The 15,705-nt window shown below is 60.0% G+C and carries 12 protein-coding genes; 7 read left to right on the plus strand and 5 right to left on the minus strand.

The features are described from left to right. Positions 1–8 precede the first annotated feature (8 nt). The 5 genes from IMW75_RS24440 to IMW75_RS24460 all read left to right on the plus strand — a co-directional run bounded on the left by IMW75_RS24440 (position 9) and on the right by IMW75_RS24460 (position 8,407). On the plus strand, positions 9–3,854 hold the full coding sequence (locus IMW75_RS24440; RefSeq protein WP_205893987.1) for a sensor domain-containing protein: 3,846 nt from the start codon (positions 9–11) through the stop codon (positions 3,852–3,854). Between the two features lie 241 nt (positions 3,855–4,095). Next, a complete protein-coding gene (gene glyA, locus IMW75_RS24445) occupies positions 4,096–5,349 on the plus strand; it encodes a serine hydroxymethyltransferase (protein WP_045059334.1) in 1,254 nt (417 codons plus the stop codon). A gap of 257 nt (positions 5,350–5,606) precedes the next feature. Then, positions 5,607–6,920, plus strand: a complete 1,314-nt coding sequence (locus tag IMW75_RS24450) for a C4-dicarboxylate transporter DctA (protein ID WP_045059333.1) — start codon at positions 5,607–5,609, stop codon at positions 6,918–6,920. Positions 6,921–6,987: 67 nt separating this feature from the next. Next, entirely contained in the window at positions 6,988–7,692 is a 705-nt protein-coding gene (locus IMW75_RS24455; protein ID WP_045059332.1) for a FadR/GntR family transcriptional regulator, read from the plus strand. A gap of 25 nt (positions 7,693–7,717) precedes the next feature. Next, positions 7,718–8,407, plus strand: coding sequence for a GntR family transcriptional regulator (locus IMW75_RS24460; protein WP_205893988.1), 690 nt, complete (start codon positions 7,718–7,720; stop codon positions 8,405–8,407). A gap of 132 nt (positions 8,408–8,539) precedes the next feature. On the opposite strand, the gene yjiA is transcribed toward IMW75_RS24460, so the two are convergent. The 3 genes from yjiA to IMW75_RS24475 all read right to left on the minus strand — a co-directional run bounded on the left by yjiA (position 8,540) and on the right by IMW75_RS24475 (position 11,913). Continuing rightward, positions 8,540–9,511, minus strand: coding sequence for a GTPase (gene yjiA, locus IMW75_RS24465; protein ID WP_205893989.1), 972 nt, complete (start codon positions 9,509–9,511; stop codon positions 8,540–8,542). Positions 9,512–9,633: 122 nt separating this feature from the next. Then, entirely contained in the window at positions 9,634–9,831 is a 198-nt protein-coding gene (locus IMW75_RS24470) for a YbdD/YjiX family protein (RefSeq protein WP_028620750.1), read from the minus strand. Between the two features lie 15 nt (positions 9,832–9,846). Then, the gene (locus IMW75_RS24475; RefSeq protein ID WP_045059329.1) at positions 9,847–11,913 is read right to left on the minus strand and encodes a carbon starvation CstA family protein; all 2,067 of its coding nucleotides are present in this window, start codon (positions 11,911–11,913) and stop codon (positions 9,847–9,849) included. A gap of 159 nt (positions 11,914–12,072) precedes the next feature. Here IMW75_RS24475 and IMW75_RS24480 point away from each other — a divergent pair, with 159 nt between their 5' ends. Further along, the gene (locus IMW75_RS24480) at positions 12,073–12,441 is read left to right on the plus strand and encodes a PilZ domain-containing protein (protein ID WP_045059328.1); all 369 of its coding nucleotides are present in this window, start codon (positions 12,073–12,075) and stop codon (positions 12,439–12,441) included. A gap of 32 nt (positions 12,442–12,473) precedes the next feature. Here IMW75_RS24480 and radA read toward each other — a convergent pair whose 3' ends face one another. Then, positions 12,474–13,841 carry a DNA repair protein RadA gene (gene radA / locus IMW75_RS24485; RefSeq protein WP_045059327.1) on the minus strand — a complete coding sequence of 456 codons (1,368 nt, stop codon included), beginning with the start codon at positions 13,839–13,841 and terminating at the stop codon, positions 12,474–12,476. A gap of 427 nt (positions 13,842–14,268) precedes the next feature. Between radA and mscL the strand changes: the two genes are divergently transcribed. Then, the gene (gene mscL / locus IMW75_RS24490) at positions 14,269–14,694 is read left to right on the plus strand and encodes a large-conductance mechanosensitive channel protein MscL (protein ID WP_045059326.1); all 426 of its coding nucleotides are present in this window, start codon (positions 14,269–14,271) and stop codon (positions 14,692–14,694) included. 33 nt (positions 14,695–14,727) lie between these two features. Here mscL and IMW75_RS24495 read toward each other — a convergent pair whose 3' ends face one another. After that, positions 14,728–15,504, minus strand: a complete 777-nt coding sequence (locus tag IMW75_RS24495) for a ferredoxin--NADP reductase (protein WP_205893990.1) — start codon at positions 15,502–15,504, stop codon at positions 14,728–14,730. Positions 15,505–15,705 lie beyond the last annotated feature (201 nt).

Raw genomic sequence — 15,705 nt, forward strand, 5'->3', positions numbered from 1 at the left:
TACACAGCTTGACTAACGTGCCTCCACCGTCTTCTGTGAACGATGCCCGTTCTGCGGCCGGCTCTCCCCTGCGCGGGACGTTAAAAGGTGGGCTGGCCACACTCGCATTACTGCTGCTGGCCCTACTCTTCTGGCAACTGCTCGACCAACTGCGCGAAACCCAAAAGAACCAGCGCCAGTACACCATCGACTTCACCGCCGACCTGGCTTCTCAAATCAGCCTGAATATGGCGCTGAACGCGCAGATCGCCCTGAACCTGCTGCCGATCGTCGAGCAGCCACAGACTCGCGAAGAACAGCAGGCGCTGCTGCGCAAAATCCAGCAGTCGCTGCCTGATGTACGCAGCCTGGCACTGCTCAGTCCGTCTGGGAAAGTGCTCAGCGACAGCGCCGTGGACAGTAACGATGCCGACTACCTGAGCCAGCTGGTTCAGCGCAGCCGCGCCCAGGCGCACTATTTCAGCAATGCCGACGACGGCTCGGTGGTCCATTTGCTGCTGCACCAGCCCAGCGGCAGCACTCGCGGTTACTGGGCGCTGCGCCTGTCTCCGGCCTTCTTCGCATCGCTGGCCAAGCAAAATGAGGCCGGCATCCGCCCACTGTGGCTGGTGGAAAACCGCATCAATCGGCAAATTGTCAGCCGCGATAACGCCGTGCCGGTATCGGAGCCAAGTGAACTGACGGCAGAGGACCTGGCCAACAGCGTATTGACGGTGCCTCTGAGCAGCAGCGACTGGCAACTGCGCGGGCTGTTCGACCGTCAGCGCGTGATCGAGCATCTGTTGCCCGCATTCATCGGCAAATGCCTGCTCGGGCTGGCCTTTTCCCTGCTGCCCTTCATCGCGCTGCTGAACATGCGCCGCCAGCGCCAGTTGCATGAGGGTCGTCGACGCTATCAGGACATCTTCGAAGGCACCGGGGTCGCCCTGTGCGTACTGGATCTGTCCGGGCTCAAGAGTGCATTCGACAAGGCCCGCATCCTTGACACCGAACAGTTGCAAAGCTGGCTGGCAGTGCCAACGCAACGTGAACAGCTGCTGCGCGAAATGCGCATCACCGAAGTCAACGAGGTAGCCCTGCTGCTACTGGACGTCAATGCCCCGGAGGAGGCCTGGAAACGCCTGATCGACGGTAATCCACTGACCAGCTCGGCCATCGGCCAGCCCATACTCGAAGCCGTTCTGCAGCGGCACAAACAGCTCGAACTGGAGATCCGCCTGCAGGACGCCAGCGGCCGTGATCAGCACTTGTGGCTGGTGCTGCGCCTGCCCGAGGACCAGAGCGACTATAAGGCAGTGATCCTGAGCATCACCGACGTTACCAGCCGCAAGCTTATCGAGCTGTCACTGCTGGAACGTGAAGGATTCTGGTCCGATGTGGTACGCACGGTTCCGGATCACCTGTATGTGCAAGACGTCATCAGCCAGCGAATGATCTTCAGCAACCACCATCTGGGCCAGACCCTCGGCTACAACCGTACCGAGCTGCACCAGATGGGCGATTACTTCTGGGAAGTCCTGCTGCACGCCGATGATGCCGACTTGTATCATCGATCGCGCCAGACCCAGCGCCACGGCGGTTACAGCCAGCTGATGCAATGCCAGTTGCGCTTTCGCCACCGGGACGGCAAATGGCGCCGTTTCGAAGTGCGCGAACAAGCCCTGGCGCGGGACAAACATGACCAGGTCACGCGCATCATCGGCGTGGCCAAGGACATCACCGAGCAGATCGAAGCCAGCGAATCCCTGCGCGACAGCGAGCAGCGTTATCGCATGCTCGCCGAAAGCATCAGCGACGTGATTTTTTCCACCGACAGCGCAATGGCACTCAATTACGTCAGCCCCTCGGTGCATGCCGTGCTGGGCTATGACGTCGAATGGATCTTCCAGAACGGCTGGCAATCGACCATTGCCAACCCGCAGCAACTGACCGGTATCTACAGCCTGATGGACCGGATCAGCAAGGCGCTGAACAAACCTGACAGACTGGCGCTGTTGCGCGACCAGGTGCAAACCCAACTGTTCCTGTTCGACTGCCTGCGCGCCGACGGTCGCAAGGTCCCCATCGAGCTGCGCCTGGTGCTGGTCTGGGACGACCAGGGAGCCTTCGAAGGCGTGCTGGGGGTCGGTCGCGACATCAGTCAGCAACGCCGCGCCGAGAAAGATCTGCGCATGGCGGCGACGGTGTTCGAGCACTCGACCTCGGCCATCCTGATCACCGACCCAGCCGGTTACATCGTGCAGGCCAACGAAGCCTTCAGCCGCGTCAGCGGTTACGCGGTCGAACAAGTGCTCGACCAGTTGCCGAACATGCTGACCGTGGACGAGCAACAGGACGCGCACCTGCGCTACGTGCTCAAACAGCTTAACGAGCACAGCACCTGGGAAGGCGAAGTGTGGCTCAAGCGGCGTAACGGCGAGCATTACCCGGCCTGGGTCGGCATCACCGCCGTGCTGGATGACGAAGGCGACCTGGCCAGCTATGTGTGCTTCTTCAGCGACATCAGCGAGCGCAAGGCCAGCGAACAGCGAATCCATCGCCTCGCCTACTACGACGCCCTGACTCACCTGCCCAACCGCACGCTGTTCCAGGATCGCCTGCACACCGCTCTGCAATCGGCGGAACGGCAGAAAGGCTGGGTGGTGCTGATGTTCCTCGACCTCGACCGGTTCAAGCCGATCAACGACTCCCTGGGCCATGCGGCCGGCGATCGCATGCTCAAGGAAATGGCCACGCGCCTGCTCGGCTGCGTCGACGATGATGACACTGTGGCCCGCATGGGCGGCGACGAGTTCACCTTGCTCCTGCAACCGCGGGCCAACCGCGAGATGGCGTTGAACCGGGCGATTCATGTGGCCGAACAGATTCTTGGCAGCCTGGTGAAACCCTTCGTGCTTGAAGGCCGGGAGTTTTTCGTCACCGCCAGTATCGGCATCGCCCTGAGCCCGCAAGACGGCAACGAGCTCAGTCAGCTGATGAAAAACGCCGACACCGCGATGTACCACGCCAAGGAGCGCGGCAAGAACAACTTCCAGTTCTATCAGGCCGACATGAACGCCAGTGCCCTGGAGCGCCTGGAGCTCGAGAGCGATTTGCGCCATGCCCTGGAGCAAGACGAATTCGTGTTGTATTACCAGCCGCAGTTCAGCGGCGACGGCAAGCGCCTGACGGGCGCCGAAGCCTTGCTGCGCTGGCGCCACCCTCGACGCGGGCTGGTACCGCCGGGAGATTTCATTCCGGTGCTCGAGGAGCTTGGCCTGGTGGTTGATGTCGGCGACTGGGTCATCAGCGAAGCCTGCCGCCAGCTCAAGTCCTGGCACCTGGCCAAGGTTCGCGTGCCAAAAGTGTCGGTGAATATCTCGGCGCGGCAGTTCTCCGACGGCCAACTGGGCACGCGCATCGCCAACATCCTCAAGGAAACCGGCCTGCCCCCGGCGTGCCTGGAGCTGGAACTGACCGAAAGTATTCTGATGCGCGAAGTCAGCGAGGCGATGCAGATCCTCGACGGCTTGAAAAATCTCGGCCTGAGCATTGCGGTCGACGACTTCGGCACTGGCTATTCATCGCTTAACTACCTCAAGCAATTCCCGATCGACGTGCTGAAAATTGACCGCACGTTTGTCGATGGCCTGCCGTCCGGCGAACAGGACGCACAGATTGCCCGGGCAATCATCGCCATGGCCCACAGCCTCAACCTGGCGGTGATCGCCGAAGGCGTGGAAACCCAGGAGCAGCTGGATTTCCTGCGTGAGCATGGGTGCGATGAAGTTCAAGGGTATTTGTTCGGGAGGCCGATGCCGGCCAGCGGGTTTGAGGCGCAGTTCGGGCGCGAGGCGTTGTTCGAGTTCGACTGAGATTTTTGCAGGGAGGCCATGGCCAGCAGGCTGGCTCCCACAAGAATTTGTGGTCGGTCAGGTAGTTTGCAGGCAATCGCAATTACTGTGGGAGCCAGCCTGCTGGCGATGGGGGCCGCACGATCACCGCTGATCCCGTCATGAAGCCCACTTGTCTGCGACATGATGTCCTTTCATATGCCATCTAAAACTCGTTAGGTTAGAATGCCCCCCTTTTCTGCCCCGATCCTTGAGGACCGCCATGTTCAGCCGTGATTTGACTATTGCCAAGTACGACGCCGATCTCTTTGCCGCCATGGAGCAAGAAGCTCAGCGCCAGGAAGAGCACATTGAGCTGATCGCTTCGGAAAACTACACCAGCCCTGCGGTGATGGAAGCTCAAGGCTCGGTACTGACCAACAAGTACGCCGAAGGCTACCCGGGCAAGCGCTACTACGGTGGCTGCGAGTTCGTCGACGTGGTCGAGCAGCTTGCTATCGATCGCGCCAAGGAACTGTTCGGCGCTGATTACGCCAACGTTCAGCCACACGCCGGTTCGCAAGCCAACAGCGCCGTTTACCTGGCTCTGCTGCAAGCGGGCGACACCATCCTGGGCATGAGCCTGGCACACGGTGGTCACCTGACCCACGGCGCCAGCGTTTCTTCCTCCGGCAAGCTGTACAACGCCGTTCAGTACGGCATCGACGCCAATGGCCTGATCGACTACGACGAAGTCGAGCGCCTGGCCGTTGAACACAAGCCTAAAATGATCGTGGCCGGTTTCTCCGCCTACTCGCAGATCCTCGACTTCCCGCGTTTCCGCGAGATCGCCGACAAGGTTGGCGCCTACCTGTTCGTTGACATGGCTCACGTGGCCGGTCTGGTCGCCGCTGGCGTCTACCCGAACCCGGTGCCATTCGCCGACGTGGTGACCACCACCACGCACAAGACCCTGCGTGGTCCACGTGGCGGCCTGATCCTGGCTCGCGCCAACGCCGACATCGAGAAGAAGCTCAACTCCGCGGTATTCCCGGGCGCCCAGGGTGGCCCGCTGGAGCACGTGATCGCCGCTAAGGCGATTTGCTTCAAGGAAGCGTTGCAGCCTGAGTTCAAAACCTACCAGCAACAAGTGGTGAAGAACGCCAAGGCCATGGCCGGCGTGTTCATCGAGCGCGGTTTTGACGTGGTATCGGGCGGTACTGAAAACCACCTGTTCCTGCTGTCGCTGATCAAGCAGGAAATCTCCGGTAAAGATGCCGACGCCGCTTTGGGCAAGGCTTTCATCACCGTGAACAAGAACTCCGTGCCTAACGATCCACGCTCCCCGTTCGTCACTTCCGGCCTGCGCTTCGGCACTCCGGCCGTGACCACTCGCGGCTTCAAGGAAGCTGAGTGCAAGGAACTGGCCGGCTGGATCTGCGACATCCTGGCAGACCTGAACAACGAAGCGGTGATCGACTCCGTTCGTGAGAAGGTCAAGGCCATCTGCAAGAAGCTGCCGGTGTACGGCGCTTAATTGCGACGTTAAACCCGCAGGATGAAAAACCGGCCAAGTGATTGGCCGGTTTTTTTTCGCCCCCGATATGCCACCGTAGCGCGGCTTACGCCGCTGGTCAGACCGGTCATGCCAATTCTAGTCAGCACACTTGAAATTCAGGAAAAACCCAGCGTAGACTGCGCCTGCACTGGACATACCGGTAAGACCACAATAATTAAGTCCTGAATCTGAGCGCCCAGGCGCCGGCAGCCAGGACACCGACCAGGATTCCTCCCATGCTCAGATGGTGCTCGCGTTCAATCTTCCTCCAAGTGGTTCTCGGACTGGTGCTCGGCATCGTCTGCGGGCTGACCCTCCCTGAATACTCTGCACAGCTCAAACCGCTGGGCGATGGTTTCATCAAACTGATCAAGATGCTCATCGGCCTGATCGTGTTCTGCGTGGTGGTCAGTGGCATCAGCGGTGCCGGCGACCTGAAGAAGGTCGGACGCATTGGCCTCAAATCGGTGATCTACTTCGAAATCCTGACCACCATCGCCTTGGTCATCGGCCTGGTATTCGCCTTCAGCACCGGCATTGGCAGCGGCGCCAACATTCACCTGGATCAGCTTTCCGCCGCCGACATGGGTGACATCGCCCAGCGCGGCGAGCATATGCACACCACCACGCAGTTCCTGATGGACCTGATTCCCACGTCGGTGGTAGGTGCCTTTGCCGACAACAACATCCTGCAAGTGCTGCTGTTCTCGGTTCTGTTTGGCAGCGCACTCAACCTGGTGGGTGAAGCGGCGTCGGGCATCTCCCGGCTGATCAACGAGCTGAGCCATGTGATCTTTCGCATCATGGGCATGATCGTGCGCCTGGCGCCGATCGGCGTGTTCGGCGCCATCGCGTTCACCACCAGCAAATACGGCCTGGACTCCCTGCAGCATCTGGGTAGCCTGGTGGGTTTGTTCTACCTGACCTGCGTGGCCTTCGTCTCGCTGATCCTCGGCCTGGTGATGCGCGTGTCCGGCCTGCGGATGTGGCCGCTGCTCAAGTACCTGCGTGAAGAACTGCTGATCGTCATGGGCACCGCCTCCTCCGACGCCGTACTGCCGCAGATCATGCGCAAGCTCGAGCACCTGGGCATCGGCAGCTCGACGGTAGGGCTGGTGATCCCTACGGGTTACTCGTTCAACCTCGACGGTTTCTCGATCTACCTGACCCTCGCCATCGTCTTTATTGCCAATGCGACCGGCACGCCACTGGCAATGACCGATCTGCTGACGATTCTGCTGGTCTCGCTGATCACCTCCAAAGGTGCCCACGGGATACCCGGCTCGGCGCTGGTGATCCTGGCGGCGACACTCACGGCGATCCCGGCGATTCCGGTGGTGGGTCTGGTGCTCGTCCTCGCGGTCGACTGGTTCATGGGGATCGGCCGAGCGCTGACCAACCTGATCGGCAATTGTGTGGCAACAGTGGCCATTGCCCGCTGGGAAAAAGACATCGATATCCAGCGCGCAAACAAGGTGCTTTCCGGCCAGGTGGGTTATACCTTCCAGCCGAGAAAACCAGTCGGTCCCGCGCACCAGCAGGAATTTTGAATCACTGCCGTGCCTGCCCAGGGGCGGGCACGGTCATCAAACGTTTTGAATGCTCATGGAGCGAACAGTGATTACCTCGTCGACCGTTGTGAACTCAGTCGTGGAAAAACTTCGGGCCGCTCTGGCCCGCGGCCAGTGGCGCTCCGGCGAAATGCTCCCGGGGCAACGGGAACTGGCAGAACAATTGGGCATCAGCCGCCCGAGTTTGCGTGAGGCCGTCATCGTCCTGGAAACGCTAGGTCTGGTGCGGTCCATGCCGGGCAAGGGTGTTGTGGTCCTGGAGGCCAATCTCAGCGACAGCCAGTCCCATGACAGTGCGGTGGCGGGGGCGAGCCTGGAAGACGTGCTGCAACTGCGCTACACCCTTGAGCCGTTCATTGTCGGGCTGGTCGCGCAGTCCATCAGCAGCAAGGAAGTCGGGCAGTTGCGTCTCACGCTGATGGACATGCGCGAAGCCCTGGAAGCCAACGACAGCGAAGCCGGGGTGAATGCCTACATCGCGTTCCATGAAGAGCTGTTCACCCTGACGTCGAATCCGATTTTCCAGAGTGTGGTGCAGCAAACCAGCAACGCCCTCAAGCAAAGCGCCGAGGTGCTGCGCAATTCCCCGGAACACCTGGCCGAACGTCTCGAAGAGAACGAAGCCGTGGTGCGGGCGATCCGCAGCAAGAACAGCGCCCAGGCCAGTGCCGAGATGCGTCGTCACATTCTTCGGGAAGGTCAGCGCATGGGCATCGAATTGAATATTCCAGACGACAACCTTCGCAGTTGAACACGCCTGGAACTGGAGACCGGCCATGAACAGCTTCGCTTCACCTCAGAATCTCGGCGCCCTGCCCTGCGCCCTGCCGCTCAATGATCTTTATGCGCGGGTGTTCGATGCCATTCTCGACCAGCGCATCAATGCGGGCAGTCGGTTTACTGAAGACAGCCTGGCGCAAATGTTCAGCGCCCGTCGCAGCGACATTCGTGGTGTGCTGAGCGGCCTTTCGCATCAGCAGATCATTATTCTGCGGCCCAATCATCGGCCTCGGGTCGCTTTGCTCGATCGCGAACAGATCCGCCAGACTTTGCATGCACGGCGGTTGACGGAAACCACGCTGGTGCAACTCGCCTGTCGGAACAGTGGCCGCCAGGATTTCAAACGGTTGCACGCGCTGCTCGAACAGGAGCACAGCTGTACCGAACAGGCTCCAGCTATTCGGCTGTCAGGAGAGTTTCATTTGCTGTTGGCAGAGATGGCGGGGAATGCACCTTTGGCGCATTTCCTGGGCAGTCTGGTGCCCTTGACCTCGCTGGCGATTGCACAGGCTGATGCACACCCAGCGAATTGTTGCGATTGGCAGGCACATCAGGGAATCCTGGACGCGGTGGAGTGCGGGAATGAAACGATGGCGACGACACTGCTGAACCGACACCTGGATCAACTGGAGGAGCTTTTGATGAACATGCCCTCCATGACCGGCCGCAATCGCGCTGCCGGTTAGGCCGCCTTCGCGAGCGAGCCCGCTCCTGCAGGGGATGCGTGCATGACCCAAAGCTTGTGGCAGACACAGGTCAGAATGTGGGAGCGGGCTTGCTCGCGAACAGGCCCGCAAACACGCTGAAGATCACTGTGTTTACTCCGCCGCCACCCGCGCAAATCCTTCCCGAATCTTCTCTTCCGGCAGATCATCCGCAATAAAGACGATCACGCTTTCGCGCGGCTCACCAGGCGCCCACTCGGTGTCCCAGTCGAAGCCATACAACTTCAGCACCCCTTGAAACACCATCCGCCGCGGTTCGCCGGCGATGCTCAAAACGCCTTTGTAACGCAGCAATTGCTTGCCATGCGCTTCCAGCAGTTCATTCATGAACTCGCTGAGCTTGTCGATATCCAGCGGCTTGTCGGTCCGCAGGACCAGGCTGGAAATGCGGTCGATGGAGGGGGCCTTGCTCACCGCGCGCAGGCTCAAGCCACTGCCGAGGTCGGCATTGAGATTGAAGCCCCGGACGTCGAGCAGTTCAGCCAGGTCGATCTTGCCGTGGTCGACCAGGCGAATGGGTGCTCGACGATTGATGCGGGTCAGGCGTTCGCTCAACGCGGTGAAAGTTGCCTCGTCCACGAGGTCTCGCTTGCTCACCAGCAGACGGTCGGCAAACCCGATTTGCGCCTGGGCGATAGTCTGGGCCAGGTGCGTATCGGCGTGGGCGGCATCCACCAGGGTGATAATGCCGTCGAGAATGTAGCGCTCGCGCAGCTCTTCATCGATGAAGAAAGTTTGCGCCACAGGTGCCGGATCGGCGAGCCCGGTGCATTCGATCACCAGGCGATCGAAGGCGATCTCACCACTGTCTAGGCGTTCAAGCAGCAGGAACAGGGCTTTGGTCAGATCGGTGTGGATAGTGCAGCAGACGCAGCCGTTGGACAGCGTCATCACTTGCACCGGCTCCTCGCCCAGCAGCTGAGTGTCGATGCCGGCATCGCTGAATTCGTTCTCGATCACGGCGATTTTCAGACCGTGCTCGGTTTTGAGCAGGTGGCGCAAAAGTGTGGTCTTCCCGGCGCCGAGGAAGCCGCTGAGGATGGTGACTGGGATAGGGGCTGACAAAATAAGGTCTCCCGGACTCGAAAAAAAACTGTAGGAGCAAGGCTTGCCCGCGATGGCGTCCGAAAGATCGCCATCGCGGGCAGGCCTTGCTCCCACAGTGTGTGTTGCCTAGACCTTGTGCATCAACAGCACTTGGGCCCACCCTTGCCGCCGTAACGCGCTTCCTGACGCTCCCTGAAGAACATCTCGTAGCTCATCACCGGCTTGTCCGGGTGATTGGTTTGCATATGCTCGACGTAGTTGTCGTAGTCGGGCATGCCGACCATAAGGCGCGCGGCCTGACCGAGGTATTTACCGAGGCGACTCAGGTCATTGAACATGTTGGCAATCCTCGATTACGCATCCGGCAGGGCCTGGAATGGCGCTTCTTTATCCGTACGTTCCTTTTTACCCCAGGCGGCGATACCGACCTTGATGGCATAGAACAGGATGCTGAATACCACGAACAGGAACAATGCCGTCAGCGTTGCGTTGGTGTATGCGTTGTAGATCACGTGCTGCATCTGGTTGATGTCCTTGGCGGGTGCGAGGATCTGGCCGTTGGCCAACGCATCGCTGTATTTTTTCGCCAGGGACAGGAAACCGATCGCCGGGTTGGCATCAAACAGCTTGATGAAACCTGCGGTCACGGTACAGATCAGCAGCCAGACCGCTGGCAGCATGGTCACCCAGATGTAGCGTTGACGTTTCATTTTAATCAACACGACCGTCGCCAGCATCAGCGCGATACCCGCCAGCATCTGGTTGGAGATACCGAACAGCGGCCACAGGGTGTTGATGCCGCCCAGTGGATCGATCACGCCCTGGTACAGCAGATACCCCCACATCGCCACACAGCCGGCGGTGGCAATCAGGTTGGCGGTCCAGGACTCGGTGCGCTTCAGTGCCGGCACGAATGAGCCGAGCAGATCCTGCAGCATGAAGCGTCCGGCACGGGTACCGGCATCCACGGCCGTCAGGATGAACAGCGCCTCGAAGAGGATCGCGAAGTGGTACCAGAACGCCATGGTGTTTTCACCTGGCAGCACACTGTGCAGGATTTGCGCGATACCCACCGCGAGGGTCGGCGCACCACCGGCACGTGCCAGGATGGTGGTTTCACCAATGTCCTTGGCTACCGCCTGCAAGGCTTCCGGCGTGATCGCAAAACCCCAGCTGCTGACGGTTTGCGCGACGGTGACCACATCCGAACCGACGATGGCCGCCGGGCTGTTCATGGCGAAGTACACACCCGGTTCGATCACCGAGGCGGCAACCATCGCCATGATTGCCACGAAGGATTCCATCAGCATGCCGCCGTAACCGATGTAGCGGGCATGGCTTTCATTCGCCAACAGCTTCGGCGTGGTGCCGGAAGAGATCAGCGCGTGGAAACCCGAGACCGCGCCACAGGCAATGGTGATGAACAGGAACGGGAACAGACCGCCCTTCCACACCGGGCCGGTGCCATCGATGAACTGGGTCAATGCCGGCATTTTCAGATCCGGCATGGTGACCAGGATGCCGATTGCCAAGGCAATGATGGTGCCGATCTTCAGGAAGGTCGACAGGTAGTCACGGGGTGCCAGGATCAGCCACACCGGCAGCACCGCAGCGACAAAACCGTAACCAATCAGCATCCAGGTAATCTGGATCCCGGTGAAGGTAAACGCCTTGGCCCAGAACGGATCGGCAGCAATCTGCCCGCCGAGCCAGATCGACCCCAGCAGCAACAGCACGCCGATGATGGAAATTTCACCGATGCGACCGGGGCGGATGTAGCGCATGTAGATGCCCATGAACATCGCAATCGGGATGGTCGCCATCACCGTGAAGATCCCCCACGGGCTCTCGGCCAGGGCCTTGACCACGATCAGCGCCAGCACCGCGAGGATGATGATCATGATCAGGAAGCAGCCGAACAGTGCGATGGTTCCCGGTATGCGGCCCATCTCTTCACGGACCATATCCCCCAGGGAGCGGCCGTTACGACGGGTGGACAGGAACAGGATCATGAAGTCCTGCACCGCACCGGCCAGCACCACCCCGGCGATCAGCCACAGGGTACCGGGCAAATAGCCCATCTGCGCCGCCAGGACTGGACCGACCAAAGGCCCCGCGCCGGCGATGGCCGCGAAGTGGTGACCAAACAGGATGTGTTTGTTGGTAGGGACGTAGTCCAGACCGTCATTGTTGAGCACGGCGGGGGTGGCCCGTCGCGGATCAAGCTGCATCACATTATTAGCGATGAACAGGCTGTAGTAACGGTACGCAACCAGATAGATGGCCACTGCCGCGACCACAATCCACAAGGCGTTGATCGCCTCGCCTCGACGCAATGCCACTACGCCCAGGGCGCACGCTCCTACGATCGCCAGCAGCAGCCAGGGTATGTGGCGTAGCAGGCTATTATTATTTTTCATTTTATGATTCCAGCCAGGGTGGACAAGAAAGACAGCCACCCCGAGTTTAGCTGGCCTGACGGCAAAGGCCATACCCCGACATTGGTCTAGAGCCATGTCCCTGCTGGCGGCCGCGCACCCTGCGGGTCTATAGTCAGCAAACATTTCGAGGAACGCGCCATGAGCCAGCAACCCGCCGAACGCCGCCGCTTCACACGTATTGCGTTCGATGCCAGAACCGAGCTGGGCCAAGGGCAGTCCATCTGGCCAGTAAAGCTGATCGATCTTTCACTCAAGGGGCTGCTGATCGAGCGTCCGGAGCCATGGCTGGGTGATGCACAACAGGATTTTTCCGTCGAAATTCACCTGACCGATGAGGTCGAGATCAAGATGGATGTGCAGCTCACCCATCAGGAGCGCGGCCAACTGGGGTTTGTCTGCCGCCACATCAGCCTGGAATCCATCGAGCGCCTGCGGCGGTTGATCGAGTTCAACCTGGGAGACCCGCAGGAGCTGGAGCGGGAGCTGGGCGCACTGATTGAAGTCTGACGCTCCCACAGGGAAGACCCAACTGCCAAAAATCACTCGAACAACGCATCCAACGCCTGCTCCAGCCGCGTCACTGCAATTATCTGCAACCCTGCCGGTGCTTCCTTGGGCGCATTCCCCTTGGGCACGATGGCGCGTTTGAAGCCATGCTTGGCCGCTTCCTTCAAGCGTTCCTGACCGCTGGGCACCGGACGTACTTCACCGGACAACCCAACTTCACCGAACACCAGCAGGTCATGGGGCAAGGGTCGATTGCGCAAGCTGGACATCACCGCCGCCATCAGCGCCAGGTCCGACGCGGTTTCCAGCACTTTCACGCCGCCTACCACGTTGAGGAACACATCCTGGTCGTGGGTTGGAATACCACCATGGCGGTGCAGCACGGCGAGCAACATTGCGAGCCTATTCTGATCCAGGCCCAGGGTTACCCGGCGCGGGTTAGCCAGATGGCTGTCGTCTACCAGCGCCTGGACTTCCACCAGCATCGGCCGGGTGCCTTCCCACGTCGCCATGACCACGCTGCCCGGTACTTCTTCCTGGGCACGCGTGAGAAAAATCGCCGAAGGGTTGGAGACTTCCTTGAGCCCTTTGTCCGTCATACCGAACACGCCCAGTTCATTGACCGCGCCAAAGCGGTTCTTCACTGCACGCAACAGCCGCAGGCGGCCATCGGATTCGCCCTCGAAATACAGCACGGTGTCGACCATGTGCTCGAGCACCCGCGGCCCCGCCAGCGCGCCTTCCTTGGTGACGTGGCCGACCAGGAAGATCGCCGTGCCGCTCTGCTTGGCATAACGCACCAGCAACGCCGCGCTCTCCCGGACCTGGGACACACCACCCGGGGCCGACTGCAGCTGCTCGGTGAAAATCGTCTGGATCGAGTCGATTACCATGACCTTGGGCTTTTCCACCCGCGCCGTGGCGATGATGGTTTCGATGCAGGTCTCGGTCATCACGCGTAGCTGGTCCTGGGGCAATCCCAGGCGCCGGGCACGCATGGCCACTTGCTGCTGCGATTCCTCACCGGTGACATACAGCGCCGGCATGCTCTTGGCCAGATTGCACAGGGTCTGCAGGAGGATGGTCGACTTGCCGATCCCCGGGTCACCGCCGATCAGCACCACCGAACCGTCGACCAGACCACCGCCCAGGACTCGATCGAGTTCACTGGAGGCAGTGGAGAACCGCGGGATTTCTTCAACGCTGACTTCGGCCAGCGTCTTGATTTGCGCTTGCTGGCCAGTCCAGCCGGTGCGACCGCTGGGAGGTGCCGCCCCACCGCTCTCGACCATGGTTTCAGTCAAGGTGTTCCAAGCGCCGCACTCGCCGCACTGTCCGGCCCACTTGGGGAAAGTTGAGCCGCACTCGGTGCAGCCGTACATGCGTTTGGCCTTGGCCATCTTGACTCCCGGCAAAAACCGGGATGATAGCGCAGCTGGAACGGATACGCGCGCAGCAATACGGAACAAGCGAGAGCCTTAGTTGCCTTTGGACAAGTTACCCGACTGCCATCCAACTGCAATCTATTAACTTGTACCAGACCTCCTGATCAGTATCCGCCGCGTCCTAATTAATACTCGAAACATCAGCACCATCGCCAACAAGGAAAATCACCATCTACTAACCCAACATGCACTTTCAGAACTAACTCACTGAAACAGTAGTTCGCTAAAACACGCCGAGCGCCCAACAATCATGAGGTTTTTGTAAACTTTTCGCCGGCAGCCGGGTCGACTGCTGGCAAGCTCTAAAGCAGCCGTTTCGAGCAAAAACCGAATTGCTGAATTACACTGCGGCTACCAACCAATCCGTACAAGGAATCAACCAATGGGCGTGATCAGTGAGTTCAAGGCCTTCGCGGTCAAGGGAAATGTGGTCGACATGGCGGTCGGCATCATCATCGGTGCGGCCTTTGGCAAGATCGTTTCGTCGTTCGTCGGCGACGTGATCATGCCGCCGCTCGGCCTGTTGATCGGGGGTGTTGATTTCAGTGACCTGGCCGTCACCCTGAAGGCTGGAGAGGGAACCACCCCGGCCGTGATGCTGGCCTACGGCAAGTTCATTCAGAGCGTGATCGACTTCATCATCGTCGCCTTCGCGATCTTCATGGGTGTGAAAGCCATCAACCGCCTCAAGCGCGAAGAAGCCGTTGCCCCGACCGTGCCGCCTGTTCCGACCAAGGAAGAAGTGTTGCTGGGGGAAATTCGCGACCTCCTGAAGGTGCAGAACGAGCGGCCGCGGAACCTGGAATAACCAGAAAAACGGCGCCTTTTCGGCGCCGTTTTCTCACCAGTAGGTTTCCACCGCCACCTGCCCGGGGCGGCGGCTGAGACTCAGGTGCATGCCCCTGCGCTTCAGCAGTTGACGCGTGTCATCGATCATTTGCGGGTTGCCGCACAGCATCACCCTCGAATGTTCCGGCGTGAGAGTCAGCCCCGCCGCGCCCTCCAGGTCGCCGTTTTCTATCAGTGTGGTGATTCGTCCATTCAGGGCACCCGCGTGAGACTCGCGCGTGACAATGGGGATGAACTGTAGCTTGTGCGCATGCTCGGCCAGGTAGTCGCGCTGCGCCAGCCCGGCGATCAGCTCCTGATACGCCAACTCTGCAGCTTCTCGCACGCTGTAGACCAGGATGATGCGTTCGAACCGCTCCCACACCTCAAAGTCCTGCAGGATCGACAGGAACGGCGCGACGCCGGTACCGGTGGCCAGTAACCAAAGGTCACGGCCGTCCACAAAACGATCGAGTGTGAGGTAACCGAATGCCTGGCGATCTATCAGCAGCGAGTCTCCTTTGACCAGCCGGCTCAGCTCGCTGGTGAATTCGCCATTGGGCACCACGATGGAAAAGAATTCGAGAAACTCGTCATGGGGCGAGGAGACCATCGAATACGCACGCCACACCGTGCTGCCGTCGGCTTTGGTAACGCCCAGGCGCGCAAACTGGCCCGCGCGAAAGCGGAACCCGGGATCCCTTGTAGTGCGCAAGGTGAACAGGTTCGGCGTCAGGGGCTGAACGTCGAGCAAGGTCTGGCGGGTAAATTTTTCTGCACTGGCAGTCATGGGTCGCTCCATTAAACAGAGGCTTGCAGTTTCCCGCAAAAACGCAAAATTAAACACCGACGATGGGTAATGGCTGGCGGTTGCAGGAGCTGAGTGCAACACGGTTATTGAATCGAAGTGGGAGTATCGTGCCGCATCGCAATGGCCTTTTGCATCACCTCACTCATCACTTCGATCGGACATTTGAAATCGAAGCGTTTA

The organism is Pseudomonas gregormendelii (genome assembly GCF_017114825.1).
Classification (GTDB): domain Bacteria; phylum Pseudomonadota; class Gammaproteobacteria; order Pseudomonadales; family Pseudomonadaceae; genus Aquipseudomonas; species Aquipseudomonas gregormendelii.

Coding starts and splice junctions, on each gene's coding strand:
- IMW75_RS24450 (WP_045059333.1), top strand. CDS start 5,607: ATGCTCAGATGGTGCTCGCGTTCAATCTTCCTCCAAGTGGTTCTCGGA.
- IMW75_RS24460 (WP_205893988.1), top strand. CDS start 7,718: ATGAACAGCTTCGCTTCACCTCAGAATCTCGGCGCCCTGCCCTGCGCC.
- glyA (WP_045059334.1), top strand. CDS start 4,096: ATGTTCAGCCGTGATTTGACTATTGCCAAGTACGACGCCGATCTCTTT.
- IMW75_RS24470 (WP_028620750.1), bottom strand. CDS start 9,831: ATGTTCAATGACCTGAGTCGCCTCGGTAAATACCTCGGTCAGGCCGCG.
- mscL (WP_045059326.1), top strand. CDS start 14,269: ATGGGCGTGATCAGTGAGTTCAAGGCCTTCGCGGTCAAGGGAAATGTG.
- IMW75_RS24480 (WP_045059328.1), top strand. CDS start 12,073: ATGAGCCAGCAACCCGCCGAACGCCGCCGCTTCACACGTATTGCGTTC.
- IMW75_RS24495 (WP_205893990.1), bottom strand. CDS start 15,504: ATGACTGCCAGTGCAGAAAAATTTACCCGCCAGACCTTGCTCGACGTT.
- radA (WP_045059327.1), bottom strand. CDS start 13,841: ATGGCCAAGGCCAAACGCATGTACGGCTGCACCGAGTGCGGCTCAACT.
- IMW75_RS24475 (WP_045059329.1), bottom strand. CDS start 11,913: ATGAAAAATAATAATAGCCTGCTACGCCACATACCCTGGCTGCTGCTG.